Origin of the sequence: Mycobacterium sp. 852002-51613_SCH5001154 (genome assembly GCF_001667425.1) — a bacterium.
Classification (GTDB): domain Bacteria; phylum Actinomycetota; class Actinomycetes; order Mycobacteriales; family Mycobacteriaceae; genus Mycobacterium.
The window spans coordinates 179,920-196,619 of sequence record NZ_LZII01000006.1; the positions used below are offsets into that span (position 1 = coordinate 179,920).

The 16,700-nt window shown below is 63.3% G+C and carries 16 protein-coding genes; 9 read left to right on the plus strand and 7 right to left on the minus strand.

Annotated features, from left to right (window positions below; all coding sequences use genetic code 11):
- Nucleotides 1-3 precede the first annotated feature (3 nt).
- The 3 genes from A5750_RS02725 to A5750_RS02735 are packed head-to-tail and all read right to left on the minus strand — an operon-like array spanning nt 4 to nt 2,884.
- Nucleotides 4-1,308 (minus strand): amidohydrolase family protein, encoded by a 1,305-nt coding sequence (locus A5750_RS02725; protein WP_066958507.1) that lies wholly within the window; start codon nt 1,306-1,308, stop codon nt 4-6.
- Between the two features lie 2 nt (nt 1,309-1,310).
- Complete coding sequence (locus A5750_RS02730; protein WP_066958506.1) at nt 1,311-1,739, minus strand: Zn-ribbon domain-containing OB-fold protein; 429 nt, start codon at nt 1,737-1,739, stop codon at nt 1,311-1,313.
- The gene (locus A5750_RS02735; RefSeq protein WP_066958503.1) at nt 1,739-2,884 is read right to left on the minus strand and encodes an acetyl-CoA acetyltransferase; all 1,146 of its coding nucleotides are present in this window, start codon (nt 2,882-2,884) and stop codon (nt 1,739-1,741) included. The genes A5750_RS02730 and A5750_RS02735 overlap by 1 nt, the downstream gene beginning before the upstream one ends.
- Nucleotides 2,885-2,960: 76 nt before the next feature.
- Here A5750_RS02735 and A5750_RS02740 point away from each other — a divergent pair, with 76 nt between their 5' ends.
- From A5750_RS02740 to A5750_RS02755, 4 genes are read left to right on the plus strand one after another with little or no spacing between them, the layout of a single operon-like run.
- Nucleotides 2,961-3,770, plus strand: a complete 810-nt coding sequence (locus A5750_RS02740; protein ID WP_156659809.1) for an HpcH/HpaI aldolase/citrate lyase family protein — start codon at nt 2,961-2,963, stop codon at nt 3,768-3,770.
- Nucleotides 3,771-3,802: 32 nt separating this feature from the next.
- Nucleotides 3,803-4,918, plus strand: coding sequence for a TauD/TfdA family dioxygenase (locus A5750_RS02745; protein WP_067261068.1), 1,116 nt, complete (start codon nt 3,803-3,805; stop codon nt 4,916-4,918).
- Nucleotides 4,915-6,006 (plus strand): hydroxyacid dehydrogenase, encoded by a 1,092-nt coding sequence (locus tag A5750_RS02750; protein WP_066958497.1) that lies wholly within the window; start codon nt 4,915-4,917, stop codon nt 6,004-6,006. Before A5750_RS02745 ends, A5750_RS02750 begins: the two co-directional genes overlap by 4 nt.
- Entirely contained in the window at nt 6,003-6,827 is an 825-nt protein-coding gene (locus A5750_RS02755) for an enoyl-CoA hydratase/isomerase family protein (protein ID WP_066958496.1), read from the plus strand. The genes A5750_RS02750 and A5750_RS02755 overlap by 4 nt, the downstream gene beginning before the upstream one ends.
- Nucleotides 6,828-6,846: 19 nt before the next feature.
- Here the strand turns inward: A5750_RS02755 and A5750_RS02760 are convergent, their stop codons facing one another.
- Nucleotides 6,847-8,034 (minus strand): amidohydrolase family protein, encoded by a 1,188-nt coding sequence (locus A5750_RS02760; RefSeq protein ID WP_066958494.1) that lies wholly within the window; start codon nt 8,032-8,034, stop codon nt 6,847-6,849.
- A 192-nt stretch (nt 8,035-8,226) separates the two neighbouring features.
- Here A5750_RS02760 and A5750_RS02765 point away from each other — a divergent pair, with 192 nt between their 5' ends.
- Complete coding sequence (locus A5750_RS02765) at nt 8,227-9,021, plus strand: TetR/AcrR family transcriptional regulator (RefSeq protein ID WP_066958492.1); 795 nt, start codon at nt 8,227-8,229, stop codon at nt 9,019-9,021.
- Here the strand turns inward: A5750_RS02765 and A5750_RS02770 are convergent.
- Nucleotides 9,010-10,170 (minus strand): acyl-CoA dehydrogenase family protein, encoded by a 1,161-nt coding sequence (locus A5750_RS02770; RefSeq protein ID WP_066958490.1) that lies wholly within the window; start codon nt 10,168-10,170, stop codon nt 9,010-9,012. The genes A5750_RS02765 and A5750_RS02770 overlap by 12 nt on opposite strands.
- Nucleotides 10,171-10,273: 103 nt before the next feature.
- Here A5750_RS02770 and A5750_RS02775 point away from each other — a divergent pair, with 103 nt between their 5' ends.
- The gene (locus A5750_RS02775) at nt 10,274-11,293 is read left to right on the plus strand and encodes an acyl-CoA dehydrogenase family protein (protein WP_066958488.1); all 1,020 of its coding nucleotides are present in this window, start codon (nt 10,274-10,276) and stop codon (nt 11,291-11,293) included.
- A gap of 5 nt (nt 11,294-11,298) precedes the next feature.
- Here A5750_RS02775 and A5750_RS02780 read toward each other — a convergent pair whose 3' ends face one another.
- Nucleotides 11,299-12,210: an enoyl-CoA hydratase gene (locus A5750_RS02780; protein ID WP_067261158.1), complete on the minus strand. Its 912-nt coding sequence runs from the start codon at nt 12,208-12,210 to the stop codon at nt 11,299-11,301.
- 125 nt (nt 12,211-12,335) lie between these two features.
- Between A5750_RS02780 and A5750_RS02785 the strand changes: the two genes are divergently transcribed.
- From A5750_RS02785 to fadD4, 3 genes are read left to right on the plus strand one after another with little or no spacing between them, the layout of a single operon-like run.
- Nucleotides 12,336-13,421 (plus strand): dihydrodipicolinate reductase, encoded by a 1,086-nt coding sequence (locus A5750_RS02785; protein ID WP_082948169.1) that lies wholly within the window; start codon nt 12,336-12,338, stop codon nt 13,419-13,421.
- 44 nt (nt 13,422-13,465) lie between these two features.
- Nucleotides 13,466-14,077, plus strand: a complete 612-nt coding sequence (locus A5750_RS02790) for a nitroreductase family protein (RefSeq protein ID WP_066958685.1) — start codon at nt 13,466-13,468, stop codon at nt 14,075-14,077.
- Nucleotides 14,078-14,099: 22 nt separating this feature from the next.
- On the plus strand, nt 14,100-15,620 hold the full coding sequence (fadD4, locus tag A5750_RS02795) for a fatty-acid--CoA ligase FadD4 (protein WP_067261160.1): 1,521 nt from the start codon (nt 14,100-14,102) through the stop codon (nt 15,618-15,620).
- Nucleotides 15,621-16,157: 537 nt separating this feature from the next.
- On the opposite strand, the gene bcp is transcribed toward fadD4, so the two are convergent.
- Nucleotides 16,158-16,631, minus strand: coding sequence for a thioredoxin-dependent thiol peroxidase (gene bcp, locus A5750_RS02800; protein ID WP_066958484.1), 474 nt, complete (start codon nt 16,629-16,631; stop codon nt 16,158-16,160).
- Nucleotides 16,632-16,700 lie beyond the last annotated feature (69 nt).

Genomic DNA, 16,700 nt, shown 5'->3' on the forward strand with positions numbered 1-16,700 from the left:
GCGTCAGCCGTCTGATTTGCCAGTCGTGTTCATGGTCAGCTTGCTCAAGTGAGCCTGCCAGTCAGACCCCTTGCCGTGGTCGTGCTTGGACAGCGCCCGGATGGAGACGTCGTGCCCTTCGGCGGACTTCCGCAGGGCGCCCACGGTGGCCTGTTCCCTAGCGATGTGAGAGGTGAACGGATCCCAGTGATACCAGCGCATCGCGTTCTGGTAGGTCATCTTGTTGACCTCGTCGTCGGGCACGTTGTTGCGCTGCAGCACCTCGTGCAGCTGTTCGGGGGCGCCGGGCCACATGCTGTCGCTGTGCGGGTAATCGGCTTCCCAGCAGATGTTGTCGATCCCGATCTCGTTGCGCAGCGCCACTCCGGTGTGGTCGGAGATGAAACAGGTCAGGAAGTGATCGCGAAAGACCTCGGACGGCTTCTGCTTACCGAAGTCCTGACCGGTCCAGGTGGAGTGCATCTCGTAGGTGCGGTCGGCACGCTCGAGAAAGTAGGGAATCCAGCCCGTCCCGCCCTCCGACAGCGCGATCTTGAGGTCCTTGTACTTCTTGATCGGCTTGGACCACAACAGATCCGCCGCGGCCTGCACGATGTTCATCGGCTGCAACGTGATCATCACATCCATCGGCGCGTCCGGGGCGGTGATCGCCAACTTGCCGGATGACCCGATATGGACGTTCATCACGGTGTCGGTGTCGACCAATGCTTCCCACATCGGTGTCCAGTAGTCGTCGTGAAAGCTCGGATATCCCATGGCCGCCGGGTTTTCCGTGAACGTCAATGCGTGCACACCGCGTTCGGCATTGCGGCGGATCTCCCTGGCGCACAGTTCGGCATCCCAAATCACCGGCAGCGTCATCGGAATGAATCGGGCCGGGTAGGCCGCGCACCACTCCTCGACGTGCCAGTCGTTATACCCCTGGAGGAGGGCCAGGCTGAATTCAGGATCCTCGGTGACGAACAGTCGGCCGGCGAACCCGGGGAACGACGGGAAGCAGATCGAGCCGAGAATACCGCCGGCATTCATATCTTTGATGCGCTCGTCGACCTGCCAGCAGCCGGGCCGAATCTCATCGAGACCCTGCGGCTCGATCCCGTATTCCTCCTTCGGCCTGCCCGCCACCGCGTTGAGCGCCACGTTTGGGATCACCACGTCGCGGAATCGCCAGGTGTCTGAACCATCGGGGTTGTGTACCAACCGCGGCGCCTCGTCCAGGTACTTCTGGGGCAGATGGTTTTTGAACATGTCGGGCGGCTCAACGATATGGTCGTCGACACTGATCAGGATCATGTCTTCTTTGTTCATCCCTATTCCTTTCCAACACCTGCTGCGACCGGCCGGAAGACCGGGACAATGAAGCCGTCACCGTCATCGCGAAAGGCGATGGTGAGTTCCATATCGGCGCAGAGGCTTTCGGCCGGGCAGTCTTCGAGGACCGTCATCAGCCGGGGCCCCTCGGTGAGATCCACCATTGCCACCACGTACGGCGTGTGCGTATCGAAGGGTGCCGCATTCTGGTGCACCACGGTCCACGTGTAGAGCCGTGCCCGCCCGGACGCCGGTGCCAGCGCGACGTCCTCGCTCCAGCAGTGCGGGCAGAACGGACGTACGTACAACGAGTTCCGGCCACACCCCGAACAGGCGTTGATCATCAGTCGGCGATCCTGGATGGCCTGCCACCAGGGTTGGCTGTCGCAGTCGATGGTGGGCCGGTTCGCGGCCACCGGCACGTCCATCATTGCCTCCCGAGGATCATCGTGGCGCTGTGGGTGAAGAATCCGCCCATCGCATGCACGCATGCCAGACGCGCGTGGTCAACCTGTCTGGGCCCGCATTCCCCGCGAAGCTGTCGAGTCGCTTCGACCATGAGGAACATTCCCCGCATACCCGGGTGGCAGGAGGCCAGACCGCCGCCGTCGGTGTTGGTCGGTAACGCCCCACCCGGACGCAGCGCACCCGATGCGATGAACTGTCCGCCGTCGCCCTTGGCGCAGAAGCCCAAGTCCTCCACCGTGAGTAGCACGGTGGAGGTGAACGAGTCATAAAGCTGACACACGTCGATGTCGGCTGGGTCGACGCCGGCTTGCGCGAACGCACGTGGGCCAGACAACGCGGCGGCCGACGTGGTGAAGTCGGCCCACTCGCTCATGCTGACATGTGATGTCGCGTCGGCGGCTCCGAGAATCCAGACGGGCTCCTTGGCGCAATCCTTCGCCACCCGCTCGCTCGCCAGCACGACAGCGCCGCCACCGTCGGTGCGCAGACACACGTGCTTGGAGGTGAAGGGATCGGCCAGCATCGGTGCTGCGGCGACATCGTCGGCCGTTATCCGGTCGCGCTCGAAAGCATCGTCGTTCATCGCTGCCCACTCGTGGGCCGCGACCGCGACTTCGGCTAATTGTTCTGCGGTGGTGCCGTATTCGATCATGTGTCGCCTGGCGGCCATCGCGTACTTTGCGATAAGGGTGGCCCCGTACGGAGCCTCGTACTGCATGGCGCCGCCGCTGCTCATTGCCGCCGCTGATGCTCGTAGGCGACGTTTCACGTCGGAGCGCGCCGTTGATCCGTACGTCAGCAGTGCCACGTCGATCGCGCCGGTGGCAATGGCATCGGCGGCGTGCCCCGCCATTACCTCCCAGGACGATCCGCCTACGTTGGTCGCGTCGACCCAGGACGGCCGCAGGCCAAGGTACTCGCTCACCTCGACGGGCGGCAGCAAAGTCCCATGGCCGCCGAAGCCGTCGATGTCGTCTTTCGTCAAACCGGCGTCGGCGATGGCGCGGCGCGAGGATTGAGCCATCAACGCCATCGCGGTCTTGTCGGGCGCCCGTCCACAATCCGACAGGCCGGCGCCCACGATAGCGACCCGCTTTGCTGACATACGTAATGGTTACCACATTGATAATGCCATTAACGACATGATGGAATGAACGTTCTCAGTGGGCTACCGTGAGCGTGTGCGGGAACCACTGCGGGAGGCGTTACGGGGCGACGGACTGGTACTTTGCCTGGCGCTGCTGAACGCGCGAACCCCCGATGTTCCGGCGATCGCGGCAGCATGCGGATACGACGCGGTCTACGTCGACCTCGAGCACACCTCCACGTCGCTGGAGACGGCGGCGATGCTTTGCGCCAGCGCATTGGGAGCAGGCATCTCGGGGCTGGTCCGGGTGCCGTCTCACGATCCGAGTGTCATCGCTCGCGTCATCGACAATGGCGCAATCGGAATCATTGTGCCGCACGTTAATTCGAGCGATGAAGCGGCAGCCATCGTCGATGCGGCTCGGTTTCCTCCCATCGGACACCGCTCCATCTCCGGGCCGAACGCAGTCAGCGGCTACCAACCGAGGTCACCGGCCGAACTCACCGATGTACTCGAGCGTCGTACGGTGGTCGCGGTCATGATCGAGACGCCGAAAGCGGTGGACGCCGCAGACGCGATCGCCGCTGTTGAGGGTATCGACATGATACTTCTCGGTCCGAGCGATCTGACGGCTGAAATGGGCATCCATGGCGACTATGAGAATGCCCATTTCCGCCATGCAGTAGAATCGGTCGCGGCGGCTTGTCGTGCACGCGGCGTGGCGCTGGGAATAGCCGGCATCAAGTCCGTTGACCTGCTGAAACGCTTCACAGATCTTGGTCTGCGTTTCATTTCGGCCGGTACAGACATCGGGATGATGACCGACGCGGCGACGGCCCGCGCACGCGCGTTGCGAGAGCTCGACAGCCGCCCCGCAGGTAGTAACCAAGGACAACGCCGATAGCCGAAAGCCTCGCCACCACAACAGGAGGACGGATGCCCACCGCGATCTACACCGAGCAAGTTGCCGACCCGATGTCCTGGACTGGCGACGACTTCTCGAGCAAGGATGATTTCGCTTTCGACCTATCGGCCCGCAATGTCGCTGCCTTGGAATCGATCTTGGCCAAGACGTCGAAAAAGGACCGCGACGACATTACCCCCCAGGATGCCCGCCACCCCGATCTTGACGACGATTTGGCGCGGCTATACCGGGATCTGATGTTCGGTAAAGGCCTGGCGTGCGTGCGCGGATTTCCGGTCGAACAACACTCGATCGAGGACCTCGAGCGCATCTACTGGGCGTTCTGTACCCATCTCGGCTACCTGGTGTCCAACAACTCGTTTGGGCACCGAATGGTTCGGGTCCAGGAGGAGGTGCTGCCGAACGGTGTGCAGCCGGCCCGGGGCACCAAGTCACGTGCGGAGCTGGCCATGCACAACGACGCCGCCGATATCCTGTCGCTTCTGTGCGTCTACCCGGCGGCCGCGGGCGGTGAAAGCCAGTTCGCGAGCGGTCCGGCCGCGCACAACCGGATTCTCCAGGAGCGACCCGACCTGCTTCCAGTGCTCTATCAGGGGTTTCCGCACCACCGGCGCAGCGAGCAGCCCGATGACCAACCGGACGTGACACCGTACGACGTCCCGGTGTTCTCGCAGATCGACGGCAGGATCTGCATCAACTTCACCTACAGCAGCATCCTGCCGGCGATGCACGCACTCGGCCGGGAGTTCACCCCCGAACAGACCGAGGCGATCGAACTGCTGCGCAACATTCTGATCGAGCAGCAGGTCGAGTTCCGACTCGAGTCGGGCGAGGCGGCCGTCGCCAACAACTTCGCCATGTGCCATTCGCGTTCCGACTTCGTCAGCAGCAACGATCCCAAGAAGGCCCGCTGCTTCTTGCGCGCATGGATGGAGGTGCCGCGCGAAGATCGGCGACTGCCGATCGGCCGTGAGTACTTCCATATGGAGAACAAGGACCTGCGCCTGGGATATGACATAGTCCCGGGCCGGGACGGCTCGATCGCGCGCAACGATTACAAGAACGTCAACCCCGAACTCGCCGACATGTTCAAGGCGGCACAGGCGAAGCCCAAGCTCAAGCAATGAGCGAAAGACCAACTGCGAAGCTCGTCTACGAGCGATGGACCGACCCCGTCGCCGGGGACATCCTCGAGGCGGGCGACATTGACGTCATCAAACTCGACCTGACGGCCTCAACCGAAGACAATTGGGCAACAATGGAATCCGCCCAGGGATATCAGGTCGCCACGCGCACCGATGTGGCGTCCGTTCCCGAAGGTGAACAGTGGTTGGTGGGGCCTGCTCTGGTCGAACGCTGCGAGCAGCTGCTGGCCGTCTGCTCGGCGGGCGCCGGCTATGACGTGATCGACGTCGAGGCGTGCACCCGGGCCGGAATCGCGGTGTGCAACAACTCCGGGCCCGGCGCAGAGGCCGTCGCCGAGCACGCGCTCGGCTTCATGCTCGATCTTGCCAAGAAGATCACCGTCGCCGACCGTGCGCTACGCAGCGGACCGCTCGGCGACCGCCTGGCCTTGCGGGGCAGTCAGCTGCTGGGAAAGACGCTCGGGGTGGTCGGTCTGGGCGCCATCGGCGGGCGCCTGGTGGAGTTGTGCGCGCCCTTCGGGATGGAGATCCTGGTCCACGATCCCTATGTCGACGAAGCGACCGCTCAGCAGCGGGGTGTGACCCTGGTGGAGCTCGGCGAACTGGTCGAGCGCTCCGACTTCGTTCAGGTCACCTGCCCGCTCACGGCAGAGACACGCGGCTTGTTCAGATCCGAACAGTTCGCCGCGATGAAGTCCTCCGCGTTCTTCATCACCACCGCCCGCGGCGCCGTTCACGACGAAGCCGCGCTGTATGACGCCCTGGTCACCGGAGGCATTGCAGGGGCGGCCCTTGATGTCTTCCATGAAGAGCCGCCGCGCCCGGACAATCCGTTGCTAGGCCTCGACAATGTCATCGCCACACCCCACGTTGCAGGCATCACCGTGGAAGCCGCCCATGACATCGCCGTCGCCACAGCGACCCAATGGCAAGCGATCTTCGCGGGCGGGATGCCGCCCAGGCTGCTGAATCCCGATGTCTGGCCGCGCTACTGTGAGAGATTCAACGAGATATTCGGATTTCGTCCCAGCGCCGCAACGGCTTTGGAGAAAGAGAGCCACAGCAGGTGACGGATTACGACACCCTTGAATTCGAGCGGCGGGGTCACACGGCGTGCGTGACGCTTAACCGACCCGAGGTACTCAACGCCATCAACGACGAGATGATCGCGGAGCTCGCCGAGGTGTACGCCGAAATCGAACGCTCCCAGGAGATCTGGACGGTCATCATCACCGGCGCCGGCCGCGCGCTGTGCGTTGGGGCTGACGTCAACAAGGCTGCCGACCACGACATGGAGAACGCAGCGGGGATCGACAACCAGGGGGAGCCCATCCTCAGCTCGATGCGGCAGTGGGATGCGCCGCAGGAGGCGACGCCACCCTGGCTTCAGATGACCAAACCGATCATCTGTGCGGTAAACGGCATCGCCTGTGGCGCAGGGATGGACTTGGTTACCACCGCCGACATCACGATCGCGTCCGAGCGTGCGACGTTGATGGATCCTCATGTCAGCATCGGCGTGAGCTCCGGACGCGAAGGAGTCAGGCTCGCCCGGATCCTGCCGCTGCCGGTGGCGATGCGGCTGATCTTGATGGGCAAGCACGAGCAACTCGACGCGCGGCGGGCGTACGACTTGGGAGTCTTCACCGAAGTGGTGGCCCACGACAAGCTCATGGATCGGGCGTGGGAGATCGCCAACATCGTGAATTCGAATGCGCCCCTGGCGGTGCGAGGTTCGCGCATGGCCGTGCGCAAGGGGTTGACACTGCCCATCTATGAAGCCGAGCTGCTCGCCGAGAACTACCGAATGAAGGTGGCCCTGACGAAGGACGCAATCGAGGGGCCGCGTGCCTTCCTAGAGAAGCGTCAGCCGGACTGGAAGGCACTGTAGCGCAACAATTACAGAGTGCTTACACCATGCCGAAAAATGTTTTGGCGTTGGTGGAAAGCACCTTTCGCTTGGTCTCCTCGTCCAGACCCTCCGTCGCCTTATTGGCGACGTCCATGCTATGCGGCCAGTTGGTGTCGTTGTGCGGGTAGTCCGTCTCGAACATGAGCTGGTCCTCACCGACTAGGTCGAGGATGCGGAAGGCGACCGGATCGCCGAACGTGGAGAACCAGACGCGGCCGGGCACTTGAGTGCTCGGTGGTTCGGTCAGCAGGGGGTGGATCCCGCCCCACGCCCGCCGGTCCTCCCAGACCTCGTCGACGCGCTGCAGGTAGTAGGGGATCCAGCCCGCTTGCGCCTCGGCGAACGCCAGCTTGAGATTCGGGAATTGCCTGAGCTTGCCGGAGAACAGCCAGTCCACCATGGCAATGGTGCAGTTGACGGCCATCAGCGCGCTGGTGACGACGTGCGGCGAGTCGGGAGAGGACTTCGTCAGTGATGAACTTGACCCGATGTGGAGCATGATGCCCACCTGGTTTCGCTCGCACGCGGCGAAGAACGGGTCCCAGTAGCCGCTGTGAATGGACGGCAGGTCCAGACGTGCGGGCAGTTCGGAGAAGCACACTGCGTGCATGCCGCGGGCGGCCACCCTGTCCACCTCCTTCGCGGCCAGCTCGACGTCCCACAGGGGAATGATGCCAAGCGGGATCAGCCGACCGTTCGAACTGCCGCCCCACTCATCGATCTGAAAGTCGTTATAAGCCTCGACGCAGAGCTTGGCGAGCTCCTTGTCCTTGCCGTACAGGAAGCGTTGGCCGCAGAAGCGGACCAGCGTGTTGGGGAAGCATGCCGAAGCCTCGATGCCGGCGATGTCCATATCGGCGAGCCGGTCAGCCGGACGAAAGCAACCCGGTCGCATCTCGTCATAGGTGATCGGGTCGGTGGTGAGCTCGTCGAGTTCATAGCCGGCCGCCGCGCTGATGAGCGGGATCGGGATCACCGCATCCTCGTAGCGCCAGATATCCGCGTCGCGACCCTCGTCGTCCTCGACGAAAGCGACATCGGATGTGACAGTTGGATCCATCCGCCCGCGGGTACGAACGATCCGCGGTCCGATATCGCGATAGCGCTCGGGCAGCCGGCTGGTCCACAGATCGGCAGGCTCAACCAAATGGTCGTCTGGCGAGACAATTCGGATGTCTGTGCTCAACGCTGACTCCTTCGAGGGCTGGGGCCTGCACCTGCGAAACCCTGATTGCCAAAGACGAGAATCGCCGTTTCCACAGTACCGCATGGCCACACCTCCACCAGCCCGGCACCGCAACGCTCCAACGAACGGATCAACATGCCGGTGTAGGTAGATTGGGCGAATCTGGCTGGTAACGCGTATTCTCAACCCATCATGACCGCTAAGAAGCGCCCCGGACAGGGCACCGATGCCAGCCTAGAGATCGTCGACGCCCACCTCGACGAGATGCCGACGAGCTGGCAAGAGCGAACGATAGAGCGGCGTCTCTCCGCCGCCCGGGCCCGTGCGCTGGCACGAAGCTCGAGATTCCTTGCCACTGCGCTGGAGCTGGTCGAGGAGTCTGGGCGCGCCGATTTCACCATCCAGACTTTGATCGATCGCTCCAATCTGAGCCTGCGTGCGTTCTACCAACACTTCGCCGGCAAGGAAGAACTCCTGCTCGCGCTTTACGAGAACGCCACGAGTCAATTCATCGAAGCGATCCGCCATGAGGTTGACATGGCAGATGGCCCGATGGAACAACTCGAGGCGTTCTGTCGCGGATTCCTGTCCCGGGCGGAGTCGTCCGAGGCGATCGGCGGCCGGGTGATGACGATCTACAACCTTAGCCTGGAGATTGAGCGGCCTGCCGACTTCGCGAAGATCTGGGAACCGCACCAGAAGCTGCTCACGAAGATCCTCACCGCATGCTCGCGTGCCGGACTGATCCGAAAAGACTTGACACCAGCGCAGTTGACCACGCTGCTGAACTCGACGCTCATTGCACTCGCCCAAATAGGAGTGTTCCACCTGGGGGTCAAGGGCGCCGAGCTTGCCGAGGACCAGTTATGGGCCTGGTGCAAGCAAGCCCTCACACCCCCGGCAGATTCCGCCAAGCCGAAGACCGTGGCCGCTAAGACCGCGGCGAAGCGAAGCACGGCCCGCAAGCCTCGGAAGCTAACGGGGTAGGCCCAGTCCGCGCTGGGCGATGATAGAGCGCTGCACCTCGCTTGTGCCCGCATAGATTGTGGTGCCCAACGCGAACCGCATGAGGTATTCGAACCGGCCTCGCTCCGGGGCCGTCGGCTCGAAGTAGCTCCGCGCCGCGTCCGGCCCCACCAGCTCCATGATGTCCTGGCTGGCGCGCACCAGTGCTTCGGTGCTGAACACTTTGGACATCGGTCCCTCTGCTATCGGGGTCTGGTCGGTCTCGGTCATCCAGACGCACCGACGCAGGAGGAGCCGCGAAACTTCGTCTTCCATTGCCACCCTCGCGATTCGACGCCGCACATCGGTCTTGGCGAGCTGAAGCCTACCGTCGTCAGCTTCAGTGGTCGCGGCCCACTGCTCGACGTGCTGCAGCAGCCGAGAAAGATGCGGACCCCACCCGGATGCGTGCTCATCCTGCAGCGACAGCCCCATCACCTGCCAGCCGGCGTCGACATCGCCGACCCGCCACTCGTCTGAAACTCGGACGTCGCTGTAGAACGTGATGTTCGTGCGTTCGCCCGAAAGTGTCCATACTGCTTGAGCTTCGAATCCCTCGGAGTTGCGCGGGACGAGGAACATGGTGAGTCCCTTGTGCTTGGGCTTGTCGGGACTCGTGCGTGCCAGCAGGAACAGGTAGTCGGCGATGTGGCCGTTTGTGGTGAACATCTTGGAGCCGTTGATGACCCATTCGTCGCCCTCGCGCACGGCCTTTGTCGTCGCCGCCGCGACATCCGAGCCGCATTCGGGTTCGGTGAACCCAAGTGCAATCGTGATATCGCCCTTCATAGCACCGCCGAGAATGCGGTCCTTCATCTGCGGTGTACCAACTTCGCGGATGATCGACGCCACCATTCGAGTGGTCTCCGACAGGTACATGGGTGCTTCCGCTCGCATGAGTTCTTCTCGGAGGACCTGCTCGTCCCACGCATCGCGGTTCTGGCCGCCGAATTCGGTCGGCCAGCTCGGGGCGAAATAACCTTCGTCTACCAGCCCCTTGGCGAAATCGTCGTCATGTGAAACGCCGCTGCGGTAGATCCGCTCCTCTGACTCGGGTGTCATCACTTTCGCAAGGTAGCCGCGAACTCCGTCGCGGTATGCCTCGGTGTTGGTGTCGAGCTGAAAGTGCATGGATCAGAACCAATCTGTCTCACAGTGGGCAGGGGCGGCCCGCGGCGATAATGCTACTCTCATTTGTGAGAGTAACGATATCCGCACGTGACGGGACCTGAGCGTGGACTTGAGCCTTTCCGGCGAACAGCGCCAGCTCGTCGACTCGTTTGCCGCGATGTATGCGCGCGAGTCGACGTCTGAGCGCGTCCGGGCCGCGGAGCCCTTGGGTTTCGATTCCCGGTTGTGGAAAGCACTGCTAGAGACTGGTGCTGTGCAGATGGCCGTCGGCGAAGCCGCCGACGGGTGGGGTGCATCCGAACTCGAATTGGCCTTGATCGCTGAGCAGTACGGTCGGGCGGTCGCCTCCGCCCCGGTCATCGAGACCCAAGTCGCAGCCAGGCTGCTCGCCAGATCAGGTGATACCGGCGCTGATCTGCTGGCTGAAGCGATCGCGGGTGACAAGCTGGTCAGCTTTGCGCCGCGCGTCGCACGGGACCACCTACTGGGCCTCGCACCCGCCGGGGCCGTCGCGGACAGGGTGGTGGCGCTTGTGGGCGAGCGTCTGATCGCGTTGGCGCTCGGGGAGAACCGTCGACTCGTGCAGAACATCGGGTCGCTTCCCCTGGCCGATATCACGGTCGAGGACGACGTCGTCGTTCTTGCCGAGGGAGTCGCTGCACGGCGGATGTTCTCCGATGCACTTGATCTGTGGCTCGCCCTGACCGCTTCGGCGCTCGCCGGCGCGGCGAAGAAGGCCGTCGAACTGGGTGTGCAGTACGCCAAGCAACGACGCGCATTCGGGAACCCCATCGGATCCTTTCAGGCGGTGTCTCATCCGTTGGCGGACAGTGCCACTGCGGCCGATGGTGCGCTGTTGCTGGCGCGCGAGGCGGCGTGCGCGTTCACCGACGAGCCGGGGCGCGTAACCGAGCTGGCAGCTATGGCATTCGCATTCGCATACGAGACTGCCCGCGACGCGACACAGCGCAGCCTGCATATCCATGGGGGATACGGATTCAGCATGGAAGGTGACATCCAGCTGTACTACCGCCGGGTCCGGGGTTGGGCGATGGTGTACGGCGAATCGGCCGTCGCCCTCGACCGCGTCGCCAACGCCCGCTACGGAGCCGTGGTGAACTGAACCGGCTATTTCGCCTCGGCTCGGACTCGGTCTTTGACCGACAGGACAATCGGGGGAGCGGTTCGCCAATCCGGCACCCCCTGCTCCTCGCCGGCGACGGCACGCTTGTCATCCCGTACGCCGACCCAGTGCGAGTGGTTCAGCTGGTGCAGGGAGAAGCAGGACTGCAGGGCGTTGTAAAAGCCCATGTTGTCCACGGACTGATTGACCGACTCCTTGATGAGCAGAGCGGCCATCGTCGGCACCGTGGCGATGCGCCGGGCCATTTCGAGTGTGCGGTCGGATAGCTCCTCTCTTTTGAAGATCTTGCTGACCATGCCAAGTCGGTAAGCCTCCTCGATGTCGATCGCATCGCCGGTCAGCATCAGTTCCTTGGTACGGCGGGGGCCGAACTCCCAGGGGTGGCCGAAGTACTCCATGCCGCACATACCGAGCCGGGTACCGACGACATCCGCGAAGCGCACCTCTTCACTTCCCACGATCAAATCGCACGCCCAGATCAGCATCAGTCCCGCAGAGAACACGTCTCCGTGGACCTGCGCGATCGTGATCTTGCGCAGGTTTCGCCAGCGCAGGTTGTTCTGGAAGAAGTAATGCCACTCCTGCAGCATGATCTTCTCCGCGCCCTCCCGGGTCCCGCCGTTGATAGCCGCTGTCGGGTGCTGGCCCGGTCCAGGAGTGAACTCGGCACGGGCCTGCTTGGAGCCGATGTCATGGCCAGAGGAGAACATGGGCCCCTCGCCGGCGAGGATGACGACGCGGACGTTGTCGTCAGCCTCAGCGCGCGAGAAGGCCGCGTCGAGTTCGACCAACATGCCGCGGTTTTGCGCGTTGCGCTGCTCCGGACGGTTCAACGAGATTCGGACGATCTGGCCATCGTCGAACGTCTCCCACTTCAAGAACTCGTAATCCTGCATGGTCTCCTCCATGGTTCTTGGCATGCGGCAATGGTGTTATCAATATCTGAGAAGGTATGTTCTCACAGGTTGGGCGGGGCCAACCGGGAAGGGCGCGCATGACGGACTGCCAAGCTAAGCCGCGGGTGATTCTGTGGGGTCCCGGTCAAGTGGGGATCGGCGCGTTACGCGCGGTGATCGCGCATCCGGGATTGGACCTCGTCGGCGTGGTCGTGCACGCCGAGGCCAAGGACGCCAAGGATGCGGGCGATCTGTGCGGGATGCCCGTGACGGGCGTCATCGCGACCCGCGACATCGATGCCGCACTGGCTCTTGACGCCGACGTGGTCGCCTACTTCGCGTCGGGGGACTACCGGTATCACGACGCAGCCCAGGACATCGCGCGTTGCCTGCGCGCCGGGAAGAACGTCGTATGTACCTCGCTGGTGCCGCTGTGTTATCCGCCCGCCGCTGACAAGCAGACAGTCGATCTCATTTCGGCGGCGTGCGCGGACGGCGGCACGAGTTTCTTCAACAGTGGCGTGGATCCCGGCTGGGCCAACGATGTCATGGCGTTGACCATGACGGGATTCAGCAGCCGCGTCGACACCATCACCATGCTCGAGATACTCGACTACGGCCCCATCGACCAACCAGAAATCATGTTCGACTTCATGGGATTCGGCCACCCGCCAGACCATCCGGCGCCGCTGTTCGACACCGCGCGCCTGGCCGCGTTGTGGGCGCCGATCGTACATTTAGTTGCCGATGGCGTCGGCTTGCCGCTCGATCGCGTCGACACAACCATCGAAAAGTGGTTGGCGACAGAGCGTTACGAAGTCGCATCGGGCTGGGTTGAGCCGGGGACGATGGGCGGAATGCGGTTCAAGCTCGCAGGAAAGGTCGACGGTGAGGAGCGGGTGGTGCTCGAGCACATCACCCGCATGGGCGAAGGGTCGGCTCCCGAGTGGCCGCGGCATCCGTCGCCGCACGGTGGTTACCGCGTCATCGTCGATGGTCTACCCACGTACACGGTCGACATTGAGATGCACGGACGGGGAAACAATATGCGGGGTTTGACGTATGCGACGGTGATGCGGGAACTCAATGCGATTCCGGCGGTCATCGCAGCCCCACCGGGTCTCTTGTCGACGCTGGATCTACCGGTTATTACCGGCCCGGTCCGCGGCGGGACTTGGCGAGGCGTGCTGCCCGCGGCGGCGAAGCCGTGAGCGAGCACGCGGTCCCGCGGACATCGGCGGACCTGTGGGAGGTCATGCACACCGCGTCGACCGTACGGCGCTATCGCGACGAGCCCGTCTCCGACGAGGTGATCGACACATGTCTACGCGCGGCGAGCTGGGCTCCGTCCGGAGGCAATCAGCAGCCGTGGAAGTTTGTCGTGCTGCGATCGCAGAGCTTGCGTGACGTGGTCACGGCCGCGGCCCACAAGACGTGGGACGTGATGACCGAGTTTTATTCGATCTCGATTGACGATCACGACGCTGACGACCCCAAATCGCGCGTACTGCGAACAATGGCCGAACACATGAGAGTTGGTGGCGCGGCGCCCGTGCTGGTGCTGTTCTGTGTCCAGCCGCAGCGAGGAACCACCGAACTACAGCAGGGGGGCTCAATCTTTCCTGCTGTGCAGAACTTCCTCCTGGCCGCCCGCGCGCAAGGACTTGGCGCGGCGATCACACTGTGGCACGGGTCCTGCGAGGACGAGCTGCGCTCGATGGTCGGAATTCCTGACGACTGGAAGATCGCGTCACTGCTGACGGTGGGCTGGCCGCGCGGCCGACACCACACCGTGCGCCGCAAGCCGCTATCGGAGGTGGCGACGATAGATCGCTGGGACTCGTCCTGGCAGCTGGGGAGCGAATGACGTGCGCTTAAGCGACGCCCGCATAGACCTGCGCGATCACGCCGCGTCCACGAAACGCGCTGTGATACTTCACCCGTCTGGGGTGACGGTGCGGTTCGGCGAACTCGAGGTCAGCGCAAATCGGCTGGCCCATTATTTGCGCCGACAAGGTCTCGCGGCAGGGGACACGATCGCCGTCGTGATGGAGAACAACGAACACATACACGCCGTGATGTGGGCTGCGAGGAGAAGCGGTCTGTACTACACGCTGATCAATACGCAACTGCGCGCTGCCGAAATTTCCTTCGTTGTGGGCGACAGCGGCGCGAAGGCGATCATTTCGTCAGTGGCGATGCGCGCTGTGTGCCAACAGCTGTCGGAATCACTCCCGCGTGGATTGCCATCCGTGGCGCTTATCGCCGACGGTGAACTAGAAGGGTGGCGACGCTATCCGGACTGCGTGGCCGCCATGCCAGCGGCGCCCATTGGAGATGAATGCGATGGGCAGCTTCTCCAGTACTCAGCCGGAAGTACCGGACGCCCAAAGGGAATCCGGCGCCCATTGAAGCCCGCCAGCTCTGTTCGATCGAGTCTTTCGACGCCCGTCTTCGAAGCGCTCGGGGTGACAAGCGATTCCGTGTACATGAGTCCGGCACCGACGTATCACACCGCACCGGCGATGTGGACGATGGCTGCCCAGGCCGCTGGCGCAACCACGGTCATGATGGAAACGTTCGACGCCGAGGGCGCGCTGGACTGCATCGAGCGGTACGGCGTCACCCATGCGCAGTTCGTCCCGACGATGTTCGTCAGGATGCTCCGGCTCCCCAGGGCGACGCGAATGCGGTTCGACCTGTCGACCCTTCAGGGTGTGGTCCATGCCGCCGCGCCGTGTCCACCCGAGATCAAGCGGCAGATGATCGATTGGTGGGGTCCGATCGTCGATGAGTACTACGGGTCCTCAGAAGGCGCGGGAATCTCATTCATCCGCGCCGAAGACTGGCTCCGCCACCCCGGTTCGGTTGGCAAGCCAATGCTGGGAGTGCCGCACATCCTCGACGAGAACGGCAACGAGGTCGCAGAGGGGCAGGTCGGCGACATCTATTACGAAGGCGGCTATCCGTTCGAATACCTCAACGATGCAGAGAAGACCGCTGCGGCCCGCAATTCAAAGGGCTGGGTGACCGTGGGCGACGTTGGTTACCTGGACGACGACGGCTACCTGTACCTCACTGACCGTCGTCATCACATGATCATCTCGGGAGGCGTCAACATCTATCCGCAGGAAACCGAGGATGTGCTGGTGTGCCATCCGCTGGTTGTCGACGCCGCGGTGTTCGGCGTACCGGACGAGGTGATGGGGCAGTCGGTCGTGGCGGTAGTTCAACTAGTCGATCCGACGCGGGCCACACCACAGTTCGCCGACGAGTTGACCGAGTGGCTCCGAAGTCGGCTGGCTCGTTACAAGTGTCCGCGATCGCTGTACTTCGAACCACGGTTGCCGCGCAGCGACGCCGGGAAGTTGTACAAACAGGAGCTGATTAGCAAGTACTCACGGCGTTAAGCTCGGCCGGCCTGACTTCGGCGAGCGAATGAGGCGATGGCGGTTTCTAGTTGGCGATGCGCTGATCACGAATCACGCCCGAGGCAGCCGACGACCCGCGAACTGCCCGGGACGACGGTGGTGATTGGCACGGCGGATGCTGGCCCGGGCGTGGTGCGGAAGCGACCCGCCACCTGAGATACGACCGAGTGCACCCCGACACAGCCTTATCGTCGCTTCGGGGGTGTCGGCCACGGAGTCCCAATCCTCGATGAATGCCGCGTGCTCATCCCGGTGACATACCAATGACTTGGCCAGCGTCGGCGTGGGCGCTCTTGGCCGGCACTTGGGTAGTGCCACCCTCACGGGTACCCGCTGTCGCGCCTGCGGCGATGGTGGAGCTACGCGTGGCCGTCACGCCGAGCCCTTTCTCGCTGTTGAGTTCAGCAATGCGCGACGTGCGCCAACTGAGCGCATAGTTCGCGGGGTGCGTAACCGTCACGCCTGCAACGGTTCCGCCAACGCCGACGATCGCTCCCCAGCCAGGGGTGTAGAACACTAGATCGACAAGTCGCGGCGAAGCTTGGCCACATGCCCTGTGGCCTTGACGTTGTATTGGGCGACCTCGATCTTGCCCTTCTCGTCGACCACGAAGGTCGAACGGATCACGCCCTGCACGGTCTTGCCGTACATCTGTTTCTCGCCGTAGGCGCCCCAGGCCGTCAGCACCTTGCGGTCGGGATCCGACAGCAGCGGGAACGTCAGCTTTTCGGCGTCGCGGAACTTGGCGAGCTTCTCCGGCTTGTCGGGGGAGATGCCGATGACGTCGAGGCCGGCGTCGCTGAGTTCGTGCAGGTTGTCGCGGAAGTCGCAGGCCTGCTTGGTGCAGCCGGGAGTCGAGGCCGCGGGGTAGAAGTACACGATGACGCGCCGCCCCTTGTAATCGGCCAGCGACACTTGGTTGCCGTCGGCGTCGGGCAGACTGAAGGTGGGCGCTTTACCGCCCGGCGCAAGCCGCGTGCTATCGGCCAATTTCTGGGCCCCTTTCTGTTCACCGGAGCGTTGGGGTTATCACCAGCTGATCTAGGGTAGTGCCTCAGG

Bases quoted from the DNA above. Each gene is read 5' to 3' on its own strand.
- A5750_RS02765 (WP_066958492.1), top strand. From the start codon at position 8,227: ATGACCGCTAAGAAGCGCCCCGGACAGGGCACCGATGCCAGCCTAGAG.
- A5750_RS02725 (WP_066958507.1), bottom strand. From the start codon at position 1,308: ATGAACAAAGAAGACATGATCCTGATCAGTGTCGACGACCATATCGTT.
- A5750_RS02735 (WP_066958503.1), bottom strand. From the start codon at position 2,884: ATGTCAGCAAAGCGGGTCGCTATCGTGGGCGCCGGCCTGTCGGATTGT.
- A5750_RS02750 (WP_066958497.1), top strand. From the start codon at position 4,915: ATGAGCGAAAGACCAACTGCGAAGCTCGTCTACGAGCGATGGACCGAC.
- A5750_RS02790 (WP_066958685.1), top strand. From the start codon at position 13,466: ATGCACACCGCGTCGACCGTACGGCGCTATCGCGACGAGCCCGTCTCC.
- A5750_RS02730 (WP_066958506.1), bottom strand. From the start codon at position 1,739: ATGGACGTGCCGGTGGCCGCGAACCGGCCCACCATCGACTGCGACAGC.
- A5750_RS02780 (WP_067261158.1), bottom strand. From the start codon at position 12,210: ATGCAGGATTACGAGTTCTTGAAGTGGGAGACGTTCGACGATGGCCAG.
- A5750_RS02770 (WP_066958490.1), bottom strand. From the start codon at position 10,170: ATGCACTTTCAGCTCGACACCAACACCGAGGCATACCGCGACGGAGTT.
- A5750_RS02745 (WP_067261068.1), top strand. From the start codon at position 3,803: ATGCCCACCGCGATCTACACCGAGCAAGTTGCCGACCCGATGTCCTGG.